Here is a 25,039-nt window from a genome sequence, read left to right as displayed (position 1 = left end):
GTATACCTTTAGAAGGTGAGAATAAAAGATGAGTAATTTACCCATAAATAGTAAAGACGCTCAGATAATACAGTTTTTATATAAAAAATCAGACGACTATCTATCAAGTACGTTGATTGGTGAACACATTAGTGTTTCAGACCGAACCGTACGTAAATATATTAAGAATATTAAACAATTTCTACCAGAACACGGTGGGAAAATCGAAACGAAAAAAGGCTATGGCTTCAAATTAAAAGTCACTGACAGCGTGAAGTTTAACCGGATGTTAGAAGAGTTGAGTTCTAACCGACGCAACCCTTCTGATGTTCTGTCTATGACGGAAGCGAAAGACCGAGAACGATTCATTTTAAACAAGATTTTCTTAGAAGATCAGTTGTTAACGGTAGATGAATACGCGATTGAGTTATTTGTTAGTACATCAACGATTATGCACGCTCTGCAAAACATACGCAACTTCTTCAGTCATTATGATTTGACTTTACGTAACAATGTGAATGAAGGGGTATCTGTTGAAGGACCTGAAATTGAGAAAAGACGCTTTATCTTGAATTACTTTTTTGATTCAAAGCAAATCGATTACTTTATGGACTTTAATCATGACCATTTTGAAGGCTTAGATTTATCGATTGAGTCATTATTTATTATAGTTTTAGAAGAATGTCGCAATGGCGCAATTCAATTATCTGATTATGTATTACAGAATCTTGTCTTACACCTTGCTTTAGCCATTGTACGAATTAAGGTAGGTAAGACGATTGATTCCTTTCGAAGTAAGCAAAGTCAGGATATTAGTTATGAGATTGAAATTGCGGACCGCATCGTAAAGCGAGTGGAAACATTAGCGGATGTGACGTTTCCAGATGATGAAGCCAACTACATTGCCCTCCATCTGAAGTCTAAATCTAAACATGATAAAGCCGATGATCCGGAAGCAAGTAAGACGGAGTTACAAAACCAGATTATTGAAGTTTTATCACTGATTGAGGAAAGTAGTGAGATGCAATTTAGTATGGATCCCATGCTTATGATGGGATTGGAGGCGCATTTTGAACCGTTACTGACTCGGTTGAAGATGGACATTCCATTAAAGAATCCCCTATACGAGGAAGTATATGAAAAGTATGCCCCCGTATTCAATGAAACGAAACGGTACTTTTCTCAAATGCCTCTATTAAAAGACTTTGAGATTGATAATCATGAATGGGCTTATATTACCTTACATATGCTGGCGTCAGTTGAGCGGTTCCGTCAAAGTCAACGTTTGAAAGTGATCGTGATTTGTTCTACCGGAATGGGAAGTGCGCAAATGCTTCGCAACCGATTAGAGAATGAGTTTGGTCAGAGCATCCAAATTGTAGATGTTATTAGTTACTACCAACTGAATGAGAGTCAATTGGAAGATGTGAATTTAATCGTCTCAACGATTGATATTTCAGTATCTTTCTTCTCAATTCCAGTCGTTCGTGTCAGTGTCTTTTTAACCGAATCAGACATTGCTCAAATTGATGCTTATATTAAAGACCGGAGTTCAACAGACAGTTTCGTAACACCGAAATTACTGGCTGAAAACCATGCCCTGCGATTATTTGACACTTACTTTAGTGAAGATAGATATTTAGTCACATCAGGGCCGCAGACGCGCGACACACTTTTGAAAGAATTAGTGAGCAGCTTAACGGGTTGTCAAACACCGTCGCAAGTGAATGAATTTATTAAACATATTGAACTGAGAGAACGTTTTGGTTCCCTCGCTTTCTCAGATACAATCGCCTTTCCACATCCGTCGATTGCCTTAACAGTGCATAGCGAGATGGCGATAGCCATTGTACCAGAGGGGATGTATTGGGACGAGGATCACCAAGCAGTCAAGTTTATTATATTAATGTCACCGTCAAAAGTGATGAATAAAGGCTTAAGTCAAGTGACAGATTACTTCGTTGATTTAATCGACAATGAAGCCGATCAGGCTGAGTTATTGGAAGAGCCCAGTTTTGAACGTTTTAAAGAAAAATTTATAAAAAATCATACAAAGCAAAAGGAGAAATAGAATATGAAAGAGATTATGTTAGTTTGTAACGCAGGTATGTCAACAAGTATGTTAGTAACAAAAATGCAAAAAGCCGCTGAAGCCCAAGGTGTGGACGCGAAAATTTGGGCAGTGTCATTATCAGAAGTGGATGAAAATATTAAAAAGAATAACATCGAAGCCATCTTAGTTGGACCGCAAGTAAAATTCGTCGTTAAAAAATTCAAAGCCGCTTATGAACCAGAGATTCAAGTAACAGATATTCCAATGGCAGATTATGGAAGAATGGATGGAGAGAAAGTTCTAGCTTTAGCACTTTCCCTGCTTGACTAAAAAAGAAACGGAATGGACAGATAGGAGTACAGACAAATGAGTGAACCAGTAAATTTAGAAGCTATTATGGGCTTAATTATGTACGGCGGAGATGCTAAAGGAAAAGCGATTGAAGCCATTGAAGCAGCTAAAGAATATGATTTTGAAACTGCTGAAGCGAAGATTGCTGAAGCGAGTGAATCTTTAGTCACAGCGCATCAATCTCAAACAAGTTTATTAACCAATGAAGCTCAAGGCGAATCGATGGAAGTGTCTTTATTATTAATCCACGGACAAGATCATTTGATGAACGCGATTACCTTTATTGATTTAGCCAAAGAAGTGATTGATATTCATAAAAAATTCGCTGCCTTAGAAAAGTAGGTGAAAGGATTGGAAATTACAAAAGTATATGATGCACATTCGGAAGATTTCTTTCATCTTCTAAGAAATTCTTTCAAAGCAGATTATCAAAGTAATACTAAAAAAGCCATAAATGTGTTAGATATTCAACCAGGACTCAAGTACACAAAACATTTTGGCAAAGACAATAAACAAAAAGTGCTTATTGAAGTGGAAGAGATGACTTTTCCACTTCATTACCGAGTGAAGTTATCTTCGAATCGAGGAGATAATATTATTGAATACTTAGTTGAACCAAAAGATGACAATGAAATAGAGGTGACTTACCGAGAAGAATACGTGAATACGGATTTTTTCACTAAATGGAATAACAAACTATTGTATCCATTATTTAAGAAGAAATTTCAAAAACGGATGGAAGCACAAGTCGATAATTTAATAAGACATTCTAAAGTAAGGAAGGGAAGCTAATGACAGTAAAAAACTTTCCAAAAGGCTTTCTATGGGGATCTGCTTCGGCAGCTTACCAAGTAGAAGGTGCTTGGGATAAAGATGGTAAAAGTGAATCAATTTGGGACCGCTATGTTCGCATTCCAGGAACAACTTTTAAAGGAACGAATGGTAACTTAGCTGTCGATCATTATCACCGTTACAAAGAAGATGTTGCTTTAATGGCAGAACAAGGCTTAAAAGCTTACCGATTCTCTATTGCTTGGACGCGAATCTTACCTCAAGGCCGCGGGGAAGTAAACCAAGCGGGTATCCAGTTCTATTCAGACCTAATTGATGAACTGCTTGCCCATGATATTGAGCCGGTAGTGACGATTTATCATTGGGATTTACCGCAAGTGTTACAAGAAGAGTATGGTGGATGGGAATCACGCCAAATTGTGGATGACTTTGTTAATTATTCCGCCGTTCTCTTTGAAGCTTTCGGCGACCGCGTTAAGTATTGGGTGACATTAAATGAGCAAAATATCTTTATGACTTTAGGATATGTTCAAGAACTCCACCCACCGAAAGTGCATAGTTACCAACGAATGTACAATGCCAACCATATCGCGAACTTAGCGAATGCATTAACAATTAAAAAGTTTCGTGAAATGGAAGTTCCTGGGCAAATCGGACCAAGTTTTGCTTACAATCCAGCCTATTCCATTAATTCGAAGCCAGAGAATGTAATCGCCACTGAAAACTATGAAGCCTTTAACAGCTCATGGTGGATGGATATGTACATTAATGGAAAATATCCTAAGACAGTATTGAAAGCGCTTGAGGGTATGGATATTCATATTGATATCCAAGAAGGTGATGATGAAATCCTTGCCGATGCCCGACCTGACTTTTTAGGAATAAATTATTATCAAACGAATACAGTTGCTTATAATCCAGTGGATGGAGTATCAGTTGGGAAGATGAATACAACCGGCGAAAAGGGATCTTCGGAAGAATCAGGTATGCCAGGACTTTTCAAACGCGTGCAAAACCCATTCGTCGAACGAACAAATTGGGATTGGGAAATTGATCCGTAAGGATTGAAACTAGGTATTAAACGCATTACCAATCGTTATGACATTCCAATTATGATTACGGAAAATGGTCTGGGCGAGTATGACAAGTTAACAGAAGGCAAAGAAATTCATGATGACTACCGTATCAAATACATTAGTGACCATGTGGATGCGATTGGAGAAGCTATCCAAGAAGGTTCAGATGTGATTGGTTACTGTACTTGGTCTTACACGGATTTACTGTCATGGCTGAATGGGTATCAAAAGCGTTACGGTTTTGTGTACGTTGACCGTGAAGAAGATGATGCGACAGCGAAGTTAACACGTTATAAAAAAGATAGTTACTATTGGTATAAAAATTTAATAGAACAATTTAACAAGGAGGTAAATTAATATGTCGTTTAAAGACAATTTTACAGACAAATTTATGGAGATCTCAGGTAGAATCGGATCTCAACGCCACTTAGTCGCAATTCGTGACTCATTTATTGCGGCGATGCCGATAACGATGGCGGGTTCAATTGCTGTATTACTTAACGTATTCTTACGTGACTTACCAACAAACTTAGGGTGGGATGGCTTCTTATCTGCTATGGCACCGATTGTTGAAATTAACAGTTACGTGTATGCCGGAACGATTGCCTTAATGGCGATGTTCTTCGCATTCTCACTCGGTTGCAACTTAGCAGAAAGCTACGGCGTGAATTCACTTGCCGGAGGATTAATCTCATTCGCCAGTTTCCTAGCTGTTGTACCTCAAACGATTGATGTAGCAACTGATTTATCAGGTGTTGATGGATCAGTCATTTCATCACTAACAGAATTTGGAATGACAGTGTCTGAGACCGATGGGGTGTCGAGTTTAATGACAAACACAACCGGTCTGTCCTTAAATTATCTAGGTGCGACTGGATTATTCAGTGCATTAATTATTGGGATGATCTCAACGATGATTTATTCATACTTAATGCGTAAGAACATCACGATCAAGATGCCAGATACAGTACCACCAGCAGTTAATAAAGCATTCGCTGCTATTATTCCAGGTACAGTTGCCATTTATGCCTCAGCTATCATTGGTTATTTAGCATTATCATTGACTGGTTTATCACTGAATGATTTAATTTCTCAATACATTCAGTTACCATTAATGGGCTTATCACAAGGTATCGGAAGTGTTATCTTACTAACATTCTTAGTTCAATTATTCTGGTTCTTTGGTTTACACGGACACAACGTTCTTGCACCAATTATGGACGGAGTATACGGAGCAGCCTTAAACGAGAACACTGCCATCTACGAAACTACACGTGATATCGCTCAATTACCTTGGGACTGGACACGAGGATCATTCGATGCTTATGCACAAATGGGTGGTTCAGGAACAACACTTGCTTTAATTATCGCCATCCTTTGGTTCTCAAAACGTGAGGAACACAAAACAATTGCGAAATTATCAGCACCAATGGGAATTTTCAATATTAACGAACCGGTCATCTTCGGTATGCCGGTTGTATTAAACCCACAATTTGCAATTCCTTGGTTAATTACACCACCAATCTTAGTTACGATTGCTTATCTTGTAACTTCATGGGGATGGGTTCCGCCAGTATTCTTAGCAGTTCCTTGGATTACACCTCCAGGACTATACGCATTCCTTGCTACCGGTGGTAGTTTTGGAGCAGCTGTCCTATCACTCTTTAATATTGTCGTGGCATTCTTCATCTATGCACCGTTTGTCATTGCAGCCAATCGAGTGAAAGTAGACGACACAACGATTGAGTCTGTGAATTAATATGGATTCAAAATGGAAAACAGCGATTGTTGCTGTAGGTTTCGCAATCATCTGTCTAAGTACAACCGTGGAAAATAATATTCCAACTATCATTACCGGAGTAACATTTGTCTTTTACGGCTGGTATTTACTGAGAAAAGATCGCAAGAAAACAAAGAAAACTAAATTCAATACATGACTCTATTAAATTTTTACACGATACCTCCACTTGGTCTTGAGACTGGGTGGGGGATTTGTTTATGAAAGCAATTGTTAATAAAAGTTTATAAAAACGCTTGCAATTTAAAATAGTAGAGGTATAATAACTTTAAAAGGATTGTTACTGGTCGAGCAGGCAAAACCTAAATATATGTGAGTGAAAGATGAATGGCGAAGTAGCCACTTTTATTTGCATATGTTTAGGTTTTTATTTTTGGAAAGGATTGCTAATGGGCTTATGCGGATACAAAAAATTTTAAATAACAACGTTGTACAAACAAGTAAAAATAATGAAGAATTAATCGACATGGGACGAGGCATTGCTTTTCAAGGTAAGGTCGGTGATCCCATTGATGAAGAAAAGATTCAAAAAACGTTTATATTAAAAGATGACGATTCTATGTTCACGGATATATTTAATGAATTATCGACAGAAGAAATTGACACAGTTTTTATAATTGTAAGGTTAGCTGAAGAAAAGTTAAAACAAGACTTTGAAAGTCATGTTTACATTACTTTAGGAGACCATTTGCATTATGCAATTGAGAGACAAAAAGAAAATATGCCGCTAACAAATCCTTTAGCTTGGGAAGTTAGACGACTTTATAAAGCAGAATATCAAATTGGTGTTCAAGCATTAGATATCATTGAAGAACGGACAGGCGTTCGTCTAGTTGAAACTGAAGCATCGTCCATTGCTTTGCATTTAATCAATGCTCAAAAAGAAGGGCATATGATGGAGCAAACGATGCGCGCGTTAAAAATTGTACAAGGTATTTTAAATATCGTGCGATTGCATTTCGGCCATGATTTTGATGAAGATTCCTTTGCGTATCAACGCTTTGTTACACACCTTCAATATTTCGCTCAAAGAGTGAATTCTAAGTTACAACAAGGATCGAATGATTCATTCTTATATGAACAAGTTCGTGATACTTATCCAGACTCATTTAAATGTTCTGAAAAGATTAAACAATACATTGAATCGACATATGATTTCCCAGTGGGTCGAGAAGAACAAGTGTATTTAACAATTCATATTCAAAAATTAACAACTAAATAAATCAATCTACTTTAGGATTGTTACTGGTCAAGCAGGCAAAACCTAAATAGATAGTATGAATGCACACCCCCATTTTGTGGGATGAGTGTTGTTTGATTCGTATTATCTATTTAGGTTTTTTCTTTTGATCAAATTCGATGAAAAGGAGGAACATCAAAAAATAAAACTAATTAAAAAAATGGTAAGAATACAATCAATGCTTTAAAAATAAGGAGGAAGAAAAAATGGCAAAAAATTATGATGAACTAGCAAAAGATATCGTTGCCCATGTAGGTGGAGAAGAGAATGTCCGCGACTTAAGACACTGTATTACACGACTAAGATTCCGTTTGAAAGATGAGAGTAAGGCTGATACAGAATACTTAAAGAAACGTGATGGTGTCGTGACGGTTGTTCAAAGTGGGGGACAATACCAAGTTGTTATCGGTAATCACGTACCCGATGTGTATAATGCCGTCATTAATAATTCAGATATTGGTGGCGAAGCAAGTACAGAAGATGATGGACCTAAAGGGAATTTATTCGATCAATTTATTGATTTGATGTCTGGTTTATTCCAACCATTTTTAGGACCTATGTCTGCAGCCGGTATCTTAAAAGGTGTCGTAGCTATTCTGGGTGCGTTAGGTATGACTGAAGCCAATGGTGCTTATGCCTTATTAAATGCTGCAGGGGACGGATTCTTCCAATTCTTGCCGTTTATGATTGCATTAACAGCAGCGAAACGGTTCAAGATGAATCAGTTTACTGCGATGGCCGTGATTGGCGCGATGTTATATCCAACGTTAACTAACTTAGCTGAATTACCTGTGCTTTATACGTTATTCGAAGGAACGGTTATTGAATCTCAAATAACATCTACCTTCTTTGGAATTCCAATTATCTTACCACCAGGTGGCTACTATTCAACAGTTATTCCAGCTATATTTGCGATATTTATTGCCTCAAGATTTGAGAAGTGGTTCGCGAAACGCTTGCCAGATACTATTAAAACATTCTTTACACCATTCTTTACTCTATTATTAAGTGTTCCGTTATCGATGTTAGTATTTGGCCCTGTGGCGACTTGGTTATCTGACTTAATTGGCGCGGCTTTTATTGCCTTGAATGGCTTTAGCCCAATTCTATTTGGTGTAGTATTAGGTGCTGCATGGCAAGTATTAGTATTATTTGGACTTCACTGGGGACTTGTCCCCATTATGATCTTACAAGTAGCTCAAAGTGGGATGTCAAATATTGGAGCGGTTATCAACGCGGTTAGTTTCGCACAAATGGGTGTTATGATTGCGATTTACTTTAAGACTAAAGAAGCAAAAGTGAAGCAACTATCTGTTCCAGCAATTATCTCTGCAGCTTTCGGGGTAACAGAACCTGCGATCTACGGATTCTCATTACCAATGCGTACACCATTTATTATCTCGTGTATTGGTGGGGGGATTCAAGGTGCCTTTATTGGAATTACCGGTACAATGATGTACAACATGGCTGGTTTAGGGGTGTTTTCAATTCCTGCTTATATTGACCCATCAGGCGTTGATACACGTAGTTTATGGATGTACTTAATCAATATTGCTGTGGCTCTTTTAAGTGGGTTTGTATTAACAATGTTTACAAAAGTTCCTAAATTGTATGAAGATGAAGTGGATGTAGCAACAACGAATGGCGTTGCTTTAAATGATACAAGTAATACGAGTCTAATCGATGAGACCACAACAGATGATGGTTTAGCAGCTCAAGAAATTATTGCTAGCCCAATTACTGGTCAGGCAATGCCATTGAGTGAAGCACCAGATGAAGTGTTTGCCAGTGGGGCAATGGGTAAAGGAATTGCAGTTGAACCAACAGAAGGCGTTGTTTATGCACCAGTAAATGCGACTGTAACTACTATATTCCCAACAGGCCACGCGATTGGCTTAACAACAGAGAATGGGGCAGAGATACTCATTCATATTGGTCTAGACACTGTCAATTTAGATGGAAAAGGATTCGAAAAACTTGTTGAAAACAATCAGCAAGTTGAAGCAGGACAAGAGCTAGTTCGTTTCGATATCGATTTAATTAAAGAAGCTGGCTATGAAACTGTTACACCGATTGTTGTGACTAATACTGGAAATTATTCAGATGTTTTAGTAACGAATGATCCTGAAATTCAACAAGGTGACTACTTGTTCACAACAGTAAAATAATTTAAATTCACTTAGATGTGTCAGTCTTACACAAAACCACTCATTTATTCGTGAGTGGATGTGTAAGACATTTCAATAAAAGGCAAATAGTAGAGAGTGACAACTGAAACAGTTACAATGGCATTGTAGGGTTACAAAGACAACAAGGAGGAATGGAAATGGGATTTAGAGATGATTTCTTATGGGGAGGCGCAACTGCTGCGAACCAATGTGAGGGTGGATATGATGAAGGTGGGCGTGGTTTAGCCAATGTGGATGTTGTTCCAATTGGAGAAGACCGTGGACCAATTATTACCGGGCAAATGAAGCATTTAGAGTTTGATGATGCGCATTTTTATCCAGCTAAAGAAGCGATTGATATGTACCATCATTTTAAAGAGGATATTGCTTTATTTGCCGAGATGGGCTTGAAGACATACCGCTTTAGTATTGCTTGGACACGTATCTTCCCTAAAGGTGACGAGCAAGAGCCAAATGAAGCAGGGCTTAAATTCTATGAAGAATTAATCGATGAATTACTTAAATACAACATTGAACCGCTTGTGACAATTACTCATTTCGATATGCCAATTCATTTAATAAAAGAATATGGTGGTTGGAGAAGTCGTGAAGTTGTAGACTTTTACGAACGTTTAGTGACTGTTCTATTCAATCGCTTTAAAGGAAAAGTAAAATACTGGCTAACATTCAACGAGATTAATATGATCTTCCACGCACCTTTCATGGGAGCAGGCCTTGTCTTTGAAGAGGGTGAGAATCGAGAACAAGTAATGTATACAGCAGCGCACCATGAACTACTCGCAAGTGCGATTGCCACTAAAGTTGCCCATGAAGTAGATCCAGACAACATGGTTGGCTGTATGATCGCGGCCGGACAATATTATCCAAATACACCAAACCCAGCAGATGTTCGCCAAGCACAAATGGATAACCAAGAGAACTATTTCTTTATCGATGTACAATCACGTGGGGAATATCCAGCGTATGCACTCAAACAATTAGAGCGTGAAGGTATTGAGATACCTTTCGAAGAAGGCGATAAAGAGTTATTAAAAGAGCATACGGTTGACTTTATATCATTCTCTTATTACTCATCACGTGTATCGTCTGCTGATCCGAAAGTAAACGAGAAGACGGAAGGGAATATTTTTGCATCAGTGAAGAACCCATATTTGGAAGCAAGTGAGTGGGGATGGCAAATTGATCCATTAGGATTCCGAATTACAATGAACGAATTATACGACCGTTACCAAAAACCGTTATTCGTTGTTGAAAATGGACTAGGTGCTATTGATACTCCTGATGCAGACGGAAATGTTGTAGATGATTACCGAATCGACTACTTAAAACAACACGTGGAGACAATGAAAGAAGCCGTTGAATTAGACGGCGTTGATTTACTTGGTTACACAACTTGGGGTGTCATTGATTTAGTGTCAGCAGGTACGGGAGAAATGAAGAAACGCTACGGCTTCATCTACGTTGACCGTGATAATGAAGGAAACGGTACGTTAGCCCGTTCTAAGAAAAAATCTTTTGACTGGTATAAACAAGTAATTGAGTCAAATGGAGAGGACTTAGATTATACGAAAGGTTAATTTAGATCGATTTTTGTAAAGGAGAGAGGATATGTCACGATTATATTTAATGCGGCATGGTCAAACTTTATTCAATGAGTTAAAACGAATTCAAGGAGCCTGCGATTCACCACTAACAGACTTAGGTAAATCACAAGCCGAAGAGGCTAAAAAGTATTTCGAGAGTGAGTCACTTTCCTTTTCGGGTCTTTATTCATCAACCCAAGAGCGTGCGTCTGATACATTAGAAATTGTGAAGCCAGATGAGGCTTATACGCGTCTGAAAGGTTTAAAAGAATGGAACTTTGGTATCTATGAAGGGTCGCCAGAATACTTGAATCCACCCGCTCAAGAAGGACAAGAAAGTTATGGGGATTACTTCAAGACATATGGTGGTGAATCAGTGACTGAAGTTGAGAAGCGCATGTCGGAAACATTAACGGAGTTGATGGAACAGCATCAAGGCGGGAATGTCCTGGCAGTGAGTCATGGAGGTGCTTTGTATGCTTTTTATTTAAAATGGCGCAAAGCAGAAGATATTCGCCCGAGCTTTTTAAATTGCTGTATCTTAGTGTACGACTATAAAGATTGGGAATTTGATCTGGTTGAGAGTATCAATCCCGGACAATAAGGAGAATTTTGTGAGCAAATATATTTTTTTAGATGTAGATGGGACATTAGTGACGTATGAAAACCACTTACCGGACTCTGCAGTCAAAGCAATTAAAGCGGCCCAAGCGAAGGGGCATAAAGTGTATACAGTCACTGGCCGTAGTAAGGCAGAGATGTATCAAGAGATTCAAGACATCGGCTTTGACGGTTATATAGGTGGTAATGGCAATTATATCGAAAGTGACGGCGACGTGCTCGCACACCGTACTCTAACCGCTGAAGATACCAATCGTATTGTTAATTGGTTACATGAACGAGGTTTAGAATTCTACCTTGAGGCAAATAGTGGTTTGTATGCAAGTGGGAAGTTTGAAGAACGCGGACTACAGACTATGAAAGATTATATCGCTTATAAAGGCAAAGAAGATAATTCAATGACTGTTCGTAAAGCTTTTCCAGAGATGTTATTCGGTGAAAGTTTAGAGCGTTCTGATATTAACAAGGTAAGTTTTATTCTAGATAGCTACCAAGATTTTAAAGATGCAAAAGCAGCCTTTCCTGAATTTAAAGTTGGAACGTGGGGTGGCCGTGGTGAAAAAGCCTTGTTTGGCGACATTGCCTTAGCTGGCATTAACAAACAAACGGCGCTGGATTTTCTATTGAAAGAAAAAGGTGTTGACCGTCAAGAAACATTTGCCTTTGGCGACGCGAATATTGATATACCTATGCTTGAGTTTTGCGGCGTAGGTGTTGCGATGGGTAGTGGTGGCGATGGCATCAAAGCCATGGCTGATTATGTGACAGATGCAACTGAAGATGACGGCTTATATAATGCTTTCAAGCATTTTGACTTAATTTAAAAAAGGAGAATGATTTATGACTGAAACAACCTTTCCAAAAGGATTCTTATGGGGTGGTGCAACCGCTGCGAACCAATATGAAGGGGCTTATAATGAAGACGGTAAGGGCTTGAGTGTGCAAGACATCATGCCGAACGGTATTCAAACACCGCCTACTGAAGAACCAACTCCAGATAACTTAAAATTAATTGGCATCGATTTTTACCATCGTTACAAGGAAGATATTAAGCTATTTGCTGAGATGGGCTTTAAAACATACCGCACTTCGATTGCTTGGTCACGTATCTTTCCTAACGGTGATGAGACAGAACCAAATGAAGCGGGCTTAGCTTTTTATGATGCAGTATTTGACGAATGTCTAAAATATGGAATTGAACCGTTAATTACTTTATCTCATTATGAAACGCCACTTCACTTAGCGCGCACTTATAATGGTTGGGCTAATCGTGATTTAATCGACTTCTATGAACGTTATGTTACAACTGTATTCAACCGTTATAAAGATAAAGTAAAATACTGGTTAACATTCAACGAGATTAACTCAGTGCTTCATGCACCGTTTATGAGTGGTGGAATTAATACACCGAAAGAAGACTTAACTGAGCAGGATCTATATCAAGCAGTGCATCATGAATTAGTGGCAAGTGCCTTAGCAACTAAGATTGGTCATGAAATTAATCCAGACTTCCAGATTGGTTGTATGGTACTCGCGATGCCAGCTTATCCAATGACACCGAACCCAGAAGATGTCCTATCAGCGCGTCACTTTGAGAATAGCAATTATTTATTCTCAGATATTCACGTTCGCGGCGAATATCCTGGTTACGCTAAACGTCTCTTCAAAGAAAAAGGGATCGAGATTGAGTTTGCGGAAGGTGATGCAGAATTATTAAAGGAAAACACAGTGGATTTCATCTCCTTTAGTTACTATATGAGTACCGCTATAGCTGCTAATCCTGAAGAATATGATAGCGGCGTGGGTAACTTACTCGGTGGTGTTAACAACCCATACTTAGAAAGTTCTGAATGGGGATGGCAGATTGACCCAGTGGGATTACGCATTGTGCTAAACGACTTCTGGGATCGTTACCAAAAACCACTATTCATCGTAGAAAACGGCTTAGGTGCTAAGGATGTTTTAGTTGAAGGTGCCGACGGAGAGATGACAGTAGAAGATGATTACCGAATCGACTACCTTGAGAAACATTTACAACAAGTTGGTGAGGCAATCAAAGACGGTGTTGAGTTGATGGGTTACACAACTTGGGGTTGTATCGACTTAGTCTCAGCTTCAACAGCAGAATTAAGTAAACGTTATGGCTTCATTTATGTAGACCGCAATGACGATGGATCAGGTACTTTAAACCGCTACAAGAAAAAGTCATTTAACTGGTATAAAGAAGTGATTTCGACAAACGGCGAAAGTTTATACAAATAAATTCAAGAAAACTATCTACTTTTTAGAGTAGGTGGCTTTTTTGATGGGAAAATACGGAAACGAAAGTTCGAAAACAATTTGAGTGCTCGATTCCACAATTTAAACAGCCCACTCAGTCAACCCCACTTATTTCCAGGTAAAATTCACCAAACTTTTATGAATAATTATTCATAATTTACTATCTAACCTTTGTAATCGTTTACACTGAGTGGTATAATTTCTATGAAATGCATTATTGAGTAGAGGAGGAAGAAAGATGGTAAGTATTATTTTGGCGAGTCATGGAAAGTTTGCTGAAGGACTAGTACAATCAGCACAGATGATTTTTGGAGAGCAGGATCAGATTAAAACTGTGACTTTTATGCCAGAGGAAGGGCCGGAAGATTTGAAAGCGAAGTTGGAGACAGCTATTTCGTCATTTAGTTCAGACGCAGAGATTTTATTCTTAGTCGACCTTTGGGGAGGGACACCGTTTAATCAAGCGAATATTTTATTTGAGGAGATGTCAGAAAGGGCTGCGATTGTGTCTGGAATGAATTTGCCGATGTTACTTGAAGCTTTAGGAACACGGATGGGAACGGAGAAAGCACACGAAGTTGCGACACACATTCTTGGTCAGGAGCAAAGTGGTATTCGCGTTCGACCCGATGAGTTAACCCCTGAGATAGAAGCGGGAGTTGTTTCTGAATCAGGCGGGGCAGCGCAATTAGAGCCAGGAACGGTGATTGGAGACGGTCAGATAAAATACGTCTTGGCGAGAGTCGATACTCGTCTATTACATGGACAAGTGGCAACTGGTTGGGTAAAAAGTGTGAATCCAACCCGAATCATTGTTGTATCAGATAAGGTGGCCAATGACGAGATGCGTAAGACGTTAATTAAACAAGCGGCGCCTCCAGGAATTCGGGCGAACGTTATTCCGATTGCTAAATTAGCAGAAATCAATGAAGATCCGCGATTTGGTGGTACAAGAGCGCTTCTATTATTTGAAACGCCACAAGATGTGTTGGAAGCAATTAATCAAGGAATTGACATTGATGAAGTGAACTTAGGATCCATGGCACATACAAAAGGAAAAGTCATGATTAATAACTCAGTTTCCGTTGACGATGATGACGTGAAGACAATTATGGAGCTAAAAGATAAAGGCGTAAAATTCGATGTACGTAAAGTGCCGGCGGATTCAGCTCAAAATCTTGAACGGCTACTTAAAAAACAAAATTTAATATAGATTAAGGAGGATTCAAAATGACAGACATTACAATAATTCAAGTTGTCCTTATTATTATAGTGGCGCTTTTTGCAGGATTTGAAAGTGTTCTGGATGAGTTCCAATTACATCAACCTATTATTACGTGTACGTTAATCGGACTTATTACAGGTAATCTAGCTGAAGGACTTTTATTAGGAGGGCAATTACAACTGATTGCCTTAGGCTGGATGAACATTGGTGCAGCGATGGCACCCGATGCTGCTTTAGCCGGTGTTGTTTCTGGGATATTAGTATTAGTCCAAGGAGCTTCAATGGGTGAGGGGATTGCGGTGGCGATTCCATTAGCAATTGCTGGGCAAGTGTTAACTATCTTTATTAGAACGGTTGCGGTAGGGTTATCTCATTATGCTGACCGTAAAGCAGAAGAAGGAGATATTAGTGGTGTAGCATCTGCGAACATCCTAGCTTTAATGTTACAAGGTTTACGTGTTGCGGTTCCGGCTGGTTTAATTTTAATGGTTTCAGCTCAAACCGTAACAGCTGCCTTAAATGCCATTCCAGATGTTATTACTGGTGGATTGAATGTTGCCGGTGGAATGATTGTTGCGGTAGGTTACGCAATGGTTATTAATATGATGGCATCGAAAAGCTCATGGCCATTTTTCTTCATGGGATTTGCTTTAGCAGCAGTAACTGAACTGAATTTAATTGCCATGGGTATTATAGGTTTAAGTATTGCTCTCATTTACATTTCTATTGCACCACAATTTAACAATAATTCAGGTGGTGGCGGTGGAAATTCAGTCGAAGCTGCTTTAGATGACATTTTAGAAGATTATTAGATAGGAGGGTATAAAATGACTGAAGAAGTAAGAAAAGATCGTATAAAACTAACAAGAGCGGATCGGATGCGCGTGTCATGGCGAATGACTTTTATACAAGCATGTTGGAACTTTGAGCGGATGCATAACGTTGGTTGGGTATACGCCTTAATTCCTGCGATTCGAAAATTATATACAACAAAAGAAGATAGAAGTGCTGCACTTCAACGTCACTTAGAATTCATTAATACTCACCCGTACTTACAAGCACCGATTGCTGGGGTTGTACTTGCTTTAGAAGAAGAGAGAGCAAATGGTACTGATATTGATGACCAGGCGATTCAAGGTGTGAAAGTTGGGATGATGGGACCTCTGGCGGGAGTTGGAGACCCAGTATTCTGGGGTACATTAAGACCTGTATTAGGTGCTTTTGCGGCGTCACTCGCTTTATCTGAAAGTATTTTTGGACCGATTATTTTCTTCCTAGCATGGAATATTATCCGTATCTTATTCTTATGGTACACACAAGAATTAGGATATAGATCGGGTAATGAAATCACAAAAGACTTGAGTGGGGGTATTTTACAAAAAATTACTCAAGGAGCGTCAATTCTAGGAATGTTTATTATGGGAGTGTTAGTGCCAAGATGGACAACCATGAACTTCCCCTTAGTACTATCTCAAGTAGAGAATAACCCGGATACAATGGTTGATTTCCAAGCATTGACTGATCAAGCGAACAGTAACGCTTTGTCTGTCGACACGATACGGGATATCATTCTACAAGTCCAATCGGGAGCGAATGTCGCGACTGAAACGACAATGACCTTGAATGACGTACTAAATGATTTGTTACCAGGGTTAATGCCACTAATTCTAACGTTCGCATGTATCTGGCTACTCCGTAAGAAAGTGAGCCCAATCGCAATTATCGGTGGTATATTTGTTCTAGGAATTGCGCTATATTCAGTTGGAATCATGGGTTAATTTTAAATGTCAGCTGATTTTTTAAATTCAACGGTTGAATATACTACACGAGCCAACGCAATGTTGAACCCAATTATTCCCAAATCTGGTTTGTTATTAATGGGCGAGAAGGGAATTGAGTTCCGCTCAGAAAAAGGTCCGGGCTTTATTCAAATCCCTTGGACTTCTGTTGAAAATATCTTCGTGCAAATGTTATTCGGCGGACGTTATGTCCGCGGGTTTACAATCGCGACAGATGAAGGGCAGCTATTTGAATTTGTGGTCAATGATGCGAAAGATACTTTGAAATACATGCGCAAGTATCTTGAACGCGACGTTTTTCAAGCGAGTAAAAGTAATATCAGTAAAGTATTAGGCCAATTCAAGAAATAAATAAAAGGAACTTGTTGTGTAGCAACTCGCTTTAAGAAGTTGTTGTAGGATAAGTTCTTTTTTGTTCATTCCACTAAAAATATCTAACAGTGAGCTATTGTCTAGAAAATTTTGACTATTCTCCAACATTGTCTAGGGTTAATGCGCGAGAAATATAGGTGGTCCACGAATGAAAGGGGTATGTCTTTGAGTGCCCACGTTCATACGCCCAGTATAAATTCGGAAACACGCATTCGAAAAAAATTCGAGTGCTCGATTCCGGCAAAACGATCATTCGAAAAAGATTCGAGTGCTCGATTCCAGCTAAACGATCATTCGAAAAAGATTCGAGTGCTCGATTCCACCTAAACGATCATTCGAAAAAGATTCGAGTGCTCGATTCCACACCCAACCACATTTTTTCTAAACAAAAAAGCCGAGGAGCATTGAGCCCCTCGACAATCATTTTGAATTGCTTCAAATAATCTATTATAATCTAGTATCTTCGTCATTGACACGACCAGTTTCGTCATCAACTTCTAATTCTTCATGACGTGTCGTTTCTGTTACAGTTTCACGATCAGTATGAGTTGTTTTCTCAACTTCAACTTCGTCTGTAACTACTGTGTCTTTGTCTACAACAACTTCTTCTTCAGAAACTGGGATAACAATTTCTTCTTCTTGGAAAGCATCTCCGTCAGCAACACTTTCAGTAGTGTCCGATGGTGCTGAGTGGCGAATATGAATCTCTTCGCGTTCAACTGGAACTTCAATCGTTTCAGTGTCTTCAACGACTTCTTTCGTAATTGACACATCACCTAAGTCTTTTTTACGTGCTTCAGCATGTACTTGTTCTTCGTGTAGGCGAATACGTTCTGTATCAGCGTCAGGAGCGAATTCTCCGACTGGCTCACCATGAGCTTCGATATGAGTTTCTTCACCAACAATATGTGGTTCATAGTCGTTATCTTCAACATTCACATCGTCGTAATCATGATCTGGTTCAGTCGTTTCAGGTGTATCTTCTGATAAACCAGCTGATGTTCCTACTGCTCCAGAGAATGCTGCAGTTTCAGTATTGACTGTATCAGTTGCCGTCGTATCAGAAACATAGTCATCTGTTCTTACTTCACGTGTTTCAGTTATATTAAAGGCAGGAAGTTGACTTTCAAATTCTTGGTCAACTAACACTAATAGTTCATCGCGACTTAATGAGTCTTCGTATTGCGTTAAATCAACGTTTTCAAATTCGTCATCGTTATCGTCCCAGCCAAATAATTTTGCAAAGAATCCACGATTGTCTTCATGCTGCTCGTCCATCAATTCTCCGTAAGAGATAAATTCAGCTTCGCCATTATATGCATGTGCTTGCGAACCGACTAGAGCGACACTATCGCGAGGAACGCCTTGATTAATAACATGTGCCACTGCGTCTTCTGCTTCAACGACTGTTGGGTAAACCCCATAAACGTATTTCTTAACCATAAAACAACTTCCTTTCTATTTTTTAAACTGTTCTATGCATTAAGTATAAAACAAAAATGATGTAAATATAAAGTGAAACGGCTCAAGAAAGTGATATCATTTTGATTGGTAACATATCAATTTATCTATATAAAAATAATGAATAAGACGAACATACCAGAGAACACAATTATAAAATTTGGAAAAATGCAAACAAAAAACCAGCGCAAAATGCACTGGATTTTAGTATTATTATAAGCGCCAGAAACTGTAACCAGCTTCGGTAAAGGCCTCTTTATTTAAGATACTTTTCACATCTAAAATGATGCGTTTATCATTCGCTAAATCTTGATTAAATAGGGCAGTGATTTCTTCAAAAGAAAGAGCTTTGAATTCATCATGTCCTACAGCTAAAAGAATGGCATCAGCATCCTTAACGTCAGCTAAATCAGTTAATGATACACCATACTCAGCTTGAGCATCTTCCGCGCTCGCCCATGGATCAACTACAGTTGGTTTAATATCATATTCACGGAGGCGTTTAATAATGTCATTTACTTTTGAATTACGTGTATCCGGAGTATGTTCTTTAAACGTTAAACCAAGGATAACTACGTTAGAATCAATCGGTGTTTTACCCGTACGGATTAATTCTTTAATTAATTTATCGGCAATAAATTCACCCATGCCATCATTAATTTGACGACCATTTGAAATAATTTGACTATGGTAGCCTAAGTTCTCAGCCTGATATACAAAGTAATATGGATCCACGCCAATACAGTGTCCACCGACTAGTCCAGGGGTGAAGCCGAGGGCGTTCCATTTTGTATTCATTGCATCTATCACGTCTTTTGAATCAATGCCCATGCGGTCAAAAGCAAGAGCTAATTCGTTCATAAAAGCAATATTAATATCACGTTGCGAATTCTCAACAACTTTCGCGGCTTCAGCGACTTTAATACTTGGTGCTTTATGCACACCCGCTTTGACAACAATCTCATATACTTTTCCGATTTCATCTAAATATTCTGGAATTGATGATGAGACGATTTTGGTAATGGTTTCAAGTGTATGGACCTTATCTCCTGGATTAATTCGCTCAGGCGAGTATCCAACAACAAAATCAACACCATGTGTTAAACCAGACTCTTCTTCAAGAATTGGAATACAGACATCTTCAGTCACGCCAGGGTACACAGTTGACTCATAAACGACGATAGACCCTTTAGAAAGGTTTTGTCCAATCGTGCGGGTTGCACTTGTCACGGGCGTTAAATCAGGCGTTTTGTCATGATTTATCGGTGTCGGAACTGAGACGATTAAGAAACAAGCCTCTTTTAATTTAGCAGCATCATTCGTAAATTCTAAATCCGTTTCTTTAATCGCGTCATCACCAACTTCTTTAGTTGGGTCCACGCCTTCTTTATAAAGTTCGATTTTCTTAGGATTGTAATCATACCCAATTGTATCAATTTGTTTTGCGAAAGAAATTGCGATGGGCATACCAACATAGCCTAAGCCAATCACAGCTAGCTTTGCTTCTTTATTTAGTAATTTGTTATATATCTCCATGTGTTTCTCCTCTATTCATTATATCTTGGATATTATAACAGAAAATGATTTGATTGTTGAGTTATCTGTACTTCTATATAAAATTATATAAACACCACCGAACCGGTGGTAAACTAAAATCAAATTAGATATACTATATTTGTATGAGAAAGAGGAGGTTTGAATATGTCGAAAATTCGTAAAGCAGTCATTCCCGCAGCCGGTTATGGAACGGGCTTTCTGCCAGCGACAAAAGCACAGCCAAAAGAATTATTGCCAATTGTCGATAAGCCCATTATTCAATTTATTGTTGAAGAAGCATTTGCTTCTGGGATTGAAGAAATTTTAATTATTACTGGCAAACATAAACGTTCAATTGAGGATCATTTCGATTCAAATCCTGAGTTAGAAGACAATCTAGAAAGTAAAGGAAAAGACGCCTTATTAAAAATTGTCAAAGATACCACAAAAGAAAACTTATTCTTTGTGCGTCAATCCTATCCAAAAGGACTAGGAGACGCTATCGGACACGCACGAGCCTTTGTTAATGATGAGCCATTTGTCGTGATGTTAGGCGACAACATAATGCACAGTGAAGTACCAGTGACAAAGCAATTGATGGATTTATATGATATAAATAAATCAGCGAACTTAGCAGTTGTGGAAGTGCCAGACGAATTAACATTCAAATACGGCATGATCAAAGTGGACCGCCAAGACGATACAGACGATACAGTTTACAGTGTGTCCCGCTTTGTTGAAAAACCAGCAGCCGAAGAAGCGCCAAGTAACTTAGCTATCGCAGGACGCTACATTCTGACACCTGAAATTTTCGATATATTAGAAAAGATAGAACCCGGTGTCGATGACGAATTACATCTGACTGACGCCATCGATCAACTAAATAAAACGCAAAGAGTCTTTGCTAAAAAAGTTGAAGGAAAACGTTATGACGTTGGAAATAAAATTGGCTATATGAAGATGAGTCTTGAGTATGGCTTGGAGCATCCGGAAACTGCTGAAGAATTCTCAGAATACATTATTCAATTAAGTGATAAATTAGAAGCTGAGGACAGTAACGAGTAATCAATAAATAGCTAACTTTCAGACAAGAAAGTTAGCTATTTTTCTATCTAATTTTATTTCTAATAGAAGGTTTAAATAATTGTTGATGCATGTGTGCAAAAGACAAGCGAGTACGATAAGTTTCATGCTTTCGCTGAGTTGTGGATTTTAAGTAGTCGTGTATTTGATTGTATTTTATGAATTGAGCCAAATCTATCTTAGCTTTCAAACGGTCTTTGTAAGGGACGCGTGTCTTGGTGAAAATCTTGAAAGCAGGATTACCAATATAGGTTTGTAATTGAGTGGGTTCAAAGATTAAATCCTTTTCATTCATCTCGACTTGGAAATCATACCAAAAGTTTACGAGCTGAAAAGCGTAGCCGATTTGTGACATTACTAGTGATAGCCGATTGTTAAGTGAAATAGTTAGTTTTGAATAGTTAGCCAAGTCAAACATAAATTGAATCGTCTGGATTTTAACTGGATCGTCTTTTTGTGTCTGGATATGTAAATCATTTATTAATGTGATATTTACCCAGTCAGAATGTTTATTTTCAGGATTTCTTAGACGAATAAACACCATATTTTTATTTACATATGGAAAAATCGTTCTTGGTCGATTGAATGTAGACTTTAGAAATTGTGACCAGCTTTGATAATTATAACCAAATGTTGAGAAAAACTCTTCTGTTAAGCGGGTTGTAGACCATTTACTTTTATAAAACTGACCACTTCGGTCTATGATTAAACTTCCAAAGGTGGAGTTTAAGTGACGAATCGTCATTACATATATAATTTCTAATTGACTGAGGGCACTATGATTTAATTCAGTCGCTTTCTCCAAATAATAGTTAATAGGAAAGTCAGACTCGTTTTGAGGTAGGAAATCAATCATTTAAAAAGGTTCCTTTCGCAGTAATAAATCTTTATAAAAATAATAGATAACAAAACAAATATAGCATATTTTAATGCTTTATCAATAAAGTTTATGTAAAGAATATGTAAAGTTAATGTAAATAAAAATAGACCGCTTTCAAAGTAGAATAAGATAATATTCTTATGGCATTATAATACGGGTGAATAGTAAATCCGTGGTAACTAACTTAATTCATGTTATTATAAAAGTATTAAAAAACGAAGTAAGGAGGTAAAGCTTTGGCTAGTCGTACAGCAGTTATACAATGGTATTTAGATCATGAAGGTAAAGTCACTTATGCAAAATCTAAAGAAAAGCGCTGCGGACCAGATAGTTACGATAGTGCCAGTGCTATGTTTAGCGCACTTATAGCGGGGCGTTTCTTACCTTATGGCTCGGGACTTGGTTCGATGTCTTTACTACTTCAATTAGATAATGTCTTATTACACGAAATCAAACGAAATGAAATCCAAGCGGGCGATATCTTTATCGCTGGCTTTAAGCGAAAACACCTATCTGAACATGCATATACAGGTGTTGCTTTGGACTTTCATAATGTTATATATTGTATTGAAGATGCTGATGGTATCATTCGAACTACTAATCATGGTTGGTCCAGTCGTTCAGTTAAATGGTACCGTTTAGCGGAACCGATCGATACAGATTTTAAACCGAGAAAATTTATTTCAGGAAAAACAGTTTTTGTTAGATGAGTTGAACTTTTTAATGAAAACAAACGAATTATGAGAAATTTACGAATAAAAGGGATAAGAACTGTTTCTTTATAATTACAAGTTTGTAAAACGATTGTAATTTCTTTATTGATTAGAAATTTGATGATAGAATGGTATTGAAGTGTCTTATTAGAACAAGAAGGAGCGTAGTGACATGAAATTAAATAAAATTAAAAGATTAGGAAAATCTTTACTATTATTATCCGCTATTGCGTTAGCACCAGTTTCAACGGCAATAGCTCAATCTACACACACTGTCCAAAACGGTGAGTGGCTATGGGGAATCGCAAGACAATATGGTGTCACAGCGGGCGATATTATGGCAGCAAACGGCCTAACGAGTGAGTGGATTGATGTTGGAATGACTTTATCTATTCCGGCATCAGGTAGTGGCGTAACTGACAACGGTGGTTACTATACTGGAGCTCAATCAGGTGTTCATACAGTATCAGCAGGTGAATACTTAGAAAGTATCGCTTATATGTACGGTGTGACAGTTGATCAATTAATGGCATGGAATGGCTTAACAAGTACTTGGATAGACGTTGGTGACCAACTTGTCCTTTATGGTCCTTCAAATGCAACACCAGCCTATGATTACGATTATGACTATGATTATGGTTATGATCACGGTCAAAGCTATGATAATTGGTATACAATCCAATCTGGAGACACATTATCAGGTATCGCAGCCGTTTACGGTGTGAGCGTTTCAGAATTAATGGCTATGAACGGTCTTGGAACTGACTGGCTAATCGCGGGAAATAAAATTTCAGTACCTAACGGACCGGTTGACTATCAAGCACCTCCAGCATGGACACAAGCAAATGCACAAAATGGTGCCCATATTGTTCAATCAGGTGATATCTTATCAAGTATCGCTTTAACATATGGTGTAACCGTTGACGAACTACGTGCGTGGAACGGTTTAACATCTGACTGGTTAGATGTTGGAGACGTCATTTACGTGGTGCCAACAGGTGGACCAGTTCAAACAACACCTGAGTCAACACCAGAAACACCGACAGAAACTCCAACGGATACAGAAGAATCATCACAAGAATCTGATGCTTCTAGCGAAGATGAAGAAGCAACTGATGACGAAACTGGAACAATTAACTTAGCTGATTTACCAGAAGCAGCACGTCCAGAAACACATGTTGTTCAAACAGGTGACAACGTATGGCGTATTGCTGAGCAATATAGCATTTCAGCGGATAGTTTACGTAACTGGAACAATTTAGAAGATGATAGTCTATTAGTTGGTACAGAACTATTTGTTTCTAACCCTGCATTAATTCCAGAAGTGCATGAAGTTGCGGAAGGTGAAAACCTTTATACAATCGCAATGGATTACAACACGACTGAGCAATTAATTATGGAATGGAATGAATTAGAATCAAACGAAGTCGTTGAAGGCGATATGATTGTTGTATCAGATCCCCGTCCAGAAACTCATGAAGTAGAACCTGGCCAAACTTTAGAACAAGTGGCTGAATTATACGAAATTACTTTAGAAGAATTACGTGAGTGGAACGGTATTCCTGAGACAGTAACGATTGTTAACGGTACGTTAATCGTATCAAATCCAACTGGAACAGATAATGAAACAACAAACAGTATTGAACCCGTTGAATCTGGTGAAGTATCAGAAACTTCTGAAGAATCTACGGAGGAAGCTTCTGCAGACGAATCAACAACTGAAGAATCTGCTGAGTAATACAATGAATCATAACAACGCAAAAGCGCCAGGAAGGTTTTAACGGTTCTTGAATTTTTGGTGTTGGTGAGAGAAATCTCACTGACACCTTTTTTTGTATGTACACAAAAAGCCAGTGAATTCCTATATAATAAAGTTACCATACATTACTAAAAGGAGAATTCACTTGGCTCATATGAATTATATCGCAGACTTACTAAATATTAAAGATAAACATGTTCAACTTCAAGATGACATCATGGAGGAAATGCACAAGGGGGTGCGGTGTAA

The 25,039-nt window shown here is 38.4% G+C and carries 22 protein-coding genes and 1 pseudogene; 20 read left to right on the top strand and 3 right to left on the bottom strand.

Going from position 1 to position 25,039, the window contains the following annotated elements:
• The first annotated feature begins 28 nt into the window (after window positions 1–28).
• The 17 genes and pseudogenes from FEZ33_RS07960 to FEZ33_RS07885 all read left to right on the top strand — a co-directional run bounded on the left by FEZ33_RS07960 (window position 29) and on the right by FEZ33_RS07885 (window position 17,337).
• A complete protein-coding gene (locus tag FEZ33_RS07960; protein WP_138404876.1) occupies window positions 29–2,050 on the top strand; it encodes a BglG family transcription antiterminator in 2,022 nt (673 codons plus the stop codon).
• 3 nt (window positions 2,051–2,053) lie between these two features.
• Window positions 2,054–2,362 (top strand): PTS sugar transporter subunit IIB, encoded by a 309-nt coding sequence (locus FEZ33_RS07955; protein WP_138404875.1) that lies wholly within the window; start codon window positions 2,054–2,056, stop codon window positions 2,360–2,362.
• 36 nt (window positions 2,363–2,398) lie between these two features.
• Window positions 2,399–2,725, top strand: a complete 327-nt coding sequence (locus FEZ33_RS07950; protein ID WP_138404874.1) for a PTS lactose/cellobiose transporter subunit IIA — start codon at window positions 2,399–2,401, stop codon at window positions 2,723–2,725.
• A gap of 9 nt (window positions 2,726–2,734) precedes the next feature.
• Entirely contained in the window at window positions 2,735–3,175 is a 441-nt protein-coding gene (locus tag FEZ33_RS07945) for a DUF3284 domain-containing protein (protein ID WP_171031330.1), read from the top strand.
• A pseudogene (locus FEZ33_RS07940) lies at window positions 3,175–4,608 on the top strand (glycoside hydrolase family 1 protein). Before FEZ33_RS07945 ends, FEZ33_RS07940 begins: the two are co-directional and overlap by 1 nt.
• A 1-nt stretch (window position 4,609) precedes the next feature.
• On the top strand, window positions 4,610–6,010 hold the full coding sequence (locus FEZ33_RS07935; RefSeq protein WP_235888794.1) for a PTS sugar transporter subunit IIC: 1,401 nt from the start codon (window positions 4,610–4,612) through the stop codon (window positions 6,008–6,010).
• Between the two features lies 1 nt (window position 6,011).
• Window positions 6,012–6,188 (top strand): hypothetical protein, encoded by a 177-nt coding sequence (locus FEZ33_RS12470; RefSeq protein ID WP_171031329.1) that lies wholly within the window; start codon window positions 6,012–6,014, stop codon window positions 6,186–6,188.
• Window positions 6,189–6,446: 258 nt separating this feature from the next.
• Window positions 6,447–7,271, top strand: coding sequence for a BglG family transcription antiterminator LicT (gene licT, locus FEZ33_RS07930; RefSeq protein ID WP_138404872.1), 825 nt, complete (start codon window positions 6,447–6,449; stop codon window positions 7,269–7,271).
• Window positions 7,272–7,495: 224 nt separating this feature from the next.
• A complete protein-coding gene (locus FEZ33_RS07925; RefSeq protein ID WP_138404871.1) occupies window positions 7,496–9,457 on the top strand; it encodes a beta-glucoside-specific PTS transporter subunit IIABC in 1,962 nt (653 codons plus the stop codon).
• Window positions 9,458–9,615: 158 nt separating this feature from the next.
• Window positions 9,616–11,055 carry a 6-phospho-beta-glucosidase gene (locus FEZ33_RS07920; protein ID WP_138404870.1) on the top strand — a complete coding sequence of 480 codons (1,440 nt, stop codon included), beginning with the start codon at window positions 9,616–9,618 and terminating at the stop codon, window positions 11,053–11,055.
• A gap of 31 nt (window positions 11,056–11,086) precedes the next feature.
• Window positions 11,087–11,665 carry a histidine phosphatase family protein gene (locus FEZ33_RS07915; RefSeq protein ID WP_138404869.1) on the top strand — a complete coding sequence of 193 codons (579 nt, stop codon included), beginning with the start codon at window positions 11,087–11,089 and terminating at the stop codon, window positions 11,663–11,665.
• 10 nt (window positions 11,666–11,675) lie between these two features.
• Window positions 11,676–12,506, top strand: a complete 831-nt coding sequence (locus tag FEZ33_RS07910) for a Cof-type HAD-IIB family hydrolase (protein ID WP_138404868.1) — start codon at window positions 11,676–11,678, stop codon at window positions 12,504–12,506.
• A gap of 16 nt (window positions 12,507–12,522) precedes the next feature.
• The gene (locus tag FEZ33_RS07905; protein WP_138404867.1) at window positions 12,523–13,944 is read left to right on the top strand and encodes a glycoside hydrolase family 1 protein; all 1,422 of its coding nucleotides are present in this window, start codon (window positions 12,523–12,525) and stop codon (window positions 13,942–13,944) included.
• A 256-nt stretch (window positions 13,945–14,200) separates the two neighbouring features.
• Window positions 14,201–15,175 (top strand): mannose/fructose/sorbose PTS transporter subunit IIA, encoded by a 975-nt coding sequence (locus FEZ33_RS07900; RefSeq protein ID WP_138404866.1) that lies wholly within the window; start codon window positions 14,201–14,203, stop codon window positions 15,173–15,175.
• A 17-nt stretch (window positions 15,176–15,192) separates the two neighbouring features.
• Window positions 15,193–15,999, top strand: a complete 807-nt coding sequence (locus tag FEZ33_RS07895) for a mannose/fructose/sorbose family PTS transporter subunit IIC (RefSeq protein WP_138404865.1) — start codon at window positions 15,193–15,195, stop codon at window positions 15,997–15,999.
• Between the two features lie 15 nt (window positions 16,000–16,014).
• Complete coding sequence (locus tag FEZ33_RS07890; RefSeq protein WP_138404864.1) at window positions 16,015–16,965, top strand: PTS system mannose/fructose/sorbose family transporter subunit IID; 951 nt, start codon at window positions 16,015–16,017, stop codon at window positions 16,963–16,965.
• A 6-nt stretch (window positions 16,966–16,971) separates the two neighbouring features.
• Window positions 16,972–17,337 (top strand): DUF956 family protein, encoded by a 366-nt coding sequence (locus tag FEZ33_RS07885; protein ID WP_138404863.1) that lies wholly within the window; start codon window positions 16,972–16,974, stop codon window positions 17,335–17,337.
• 468 nt (window positions 17,338–17,805) lie between these two features.
• On the opposite strand, the gene FEZ33_RS07880 is transcribed toward FEZ33_RS07885, so the two are convergent.
• Together FEZ33_RS07880 and FEZ33_RS07875 are read right to left on the bottom strand one after the other, a co-directional pair.
• The gene (locus tag FEZ33_RS07880) at window positions 17,806–18,801 is read right to left on the bottom strand and encodes a YsnF/AvaK domain-containing protein (RefSeq protein WP_138404862.1); all 996 of its coding nucleotides are present in this window, start codon (window positions 18,799–18,801) and stop codon (window positions 17,806–17,808) included.
• 231 nt (window positions 18,802–19,032) lie between these two features.
• Window positions 19,033–20,355, bottom strand: a complete 1,323-nt coding sequence (locus FEZ33_RS07875) for a nucleotide sugar dehydrogenase (protein WP_138404861.1) — start codon at window positions 20,353–20,355, stop codon at window positions 19,033–19,035.
• 165 nt (window positions 20,356–20,520) lie between these two features.
• Here FEZ33_RS07875 and galU point away from each other — a divergent pair, with 165 nt between their 5' ends.
• Entirely contained in the window at window positions 20,521–21,420 is a 900-nt protein-coding gene (gene galU / locus FEZ33_RS07870; protein WP_138404860.1) for a UTP--glucose-1-phosphate uridylyltransferase GalU, read from the top strand.
• 43 nt (window positions 21,421–21,463) lie between these two features.
• On the opposite strand, the gene FEZ33_RS07865 is transcribed toward galU, so the two are convergent.
• The gene (locus FEZ33_RS07865) at window positions 21,464–22,294 is read right to left on the bottom strand and encodes a hypothetical protein (protein WP_138404859.1); all 831 of its coding nucleotides are present in this window, start codon (window positions 22,292–22,294) and stop codon (window positions 21,464–21,466) included.
• A gap of 260 nt (window positions 22,295–22,554) precedes the next feature.
• Between FEZ33_RS07865 and FEZ33_RS07860 the strand changes: the two genes are divergently transcribed.
• Together FEZ33_RS07860 and FEZ33_RS07855 are read left to right on the top strand one after the other, a co-directional pair.
• Window positions 22,555–23,028: a peptidoglycan amidohydrolase family protein gene (locus tag FEZ33_RS07860; protein WP_138404858.1), complete on the top strand. Its 474-nt coding sequence runs from the start codon at window positions 22,555–22,557 to the stop codon at window positions 23,026–23,028.
• Window positions 23,029–23,203: 175 nt separating this feature from the next.
• The gene (locus tag FEZ33_RS07855; RefSeq protein WP_138404857.1) at window positions 23,204–24,769 is read left to right on the top strand and encodes a muramidase family protein; all 1,566 of its coding nucleotides are present in this window, start codon (window positions 23,204–23,206) and stop codon (window positions 24,767–24,769) included.
• Window positions 24,770–25,039: the final 270 nt, after the last annotated feature.

The organism is Ruoffia tabacinasalis (assembly GCF_005864045.1).
GTDB classification, from domain to species: Bacteria; Bacillota; Bacilli; order Lactobacillales; family Aerococcaceae; genus Ruoffia; species Ruoffia tabacinasalis.
The sequence above is the reverse complement of the archived record's forward strand: the minus strand, read 5'-3'. Positions and strand labels throughout refer to the sequence as shown.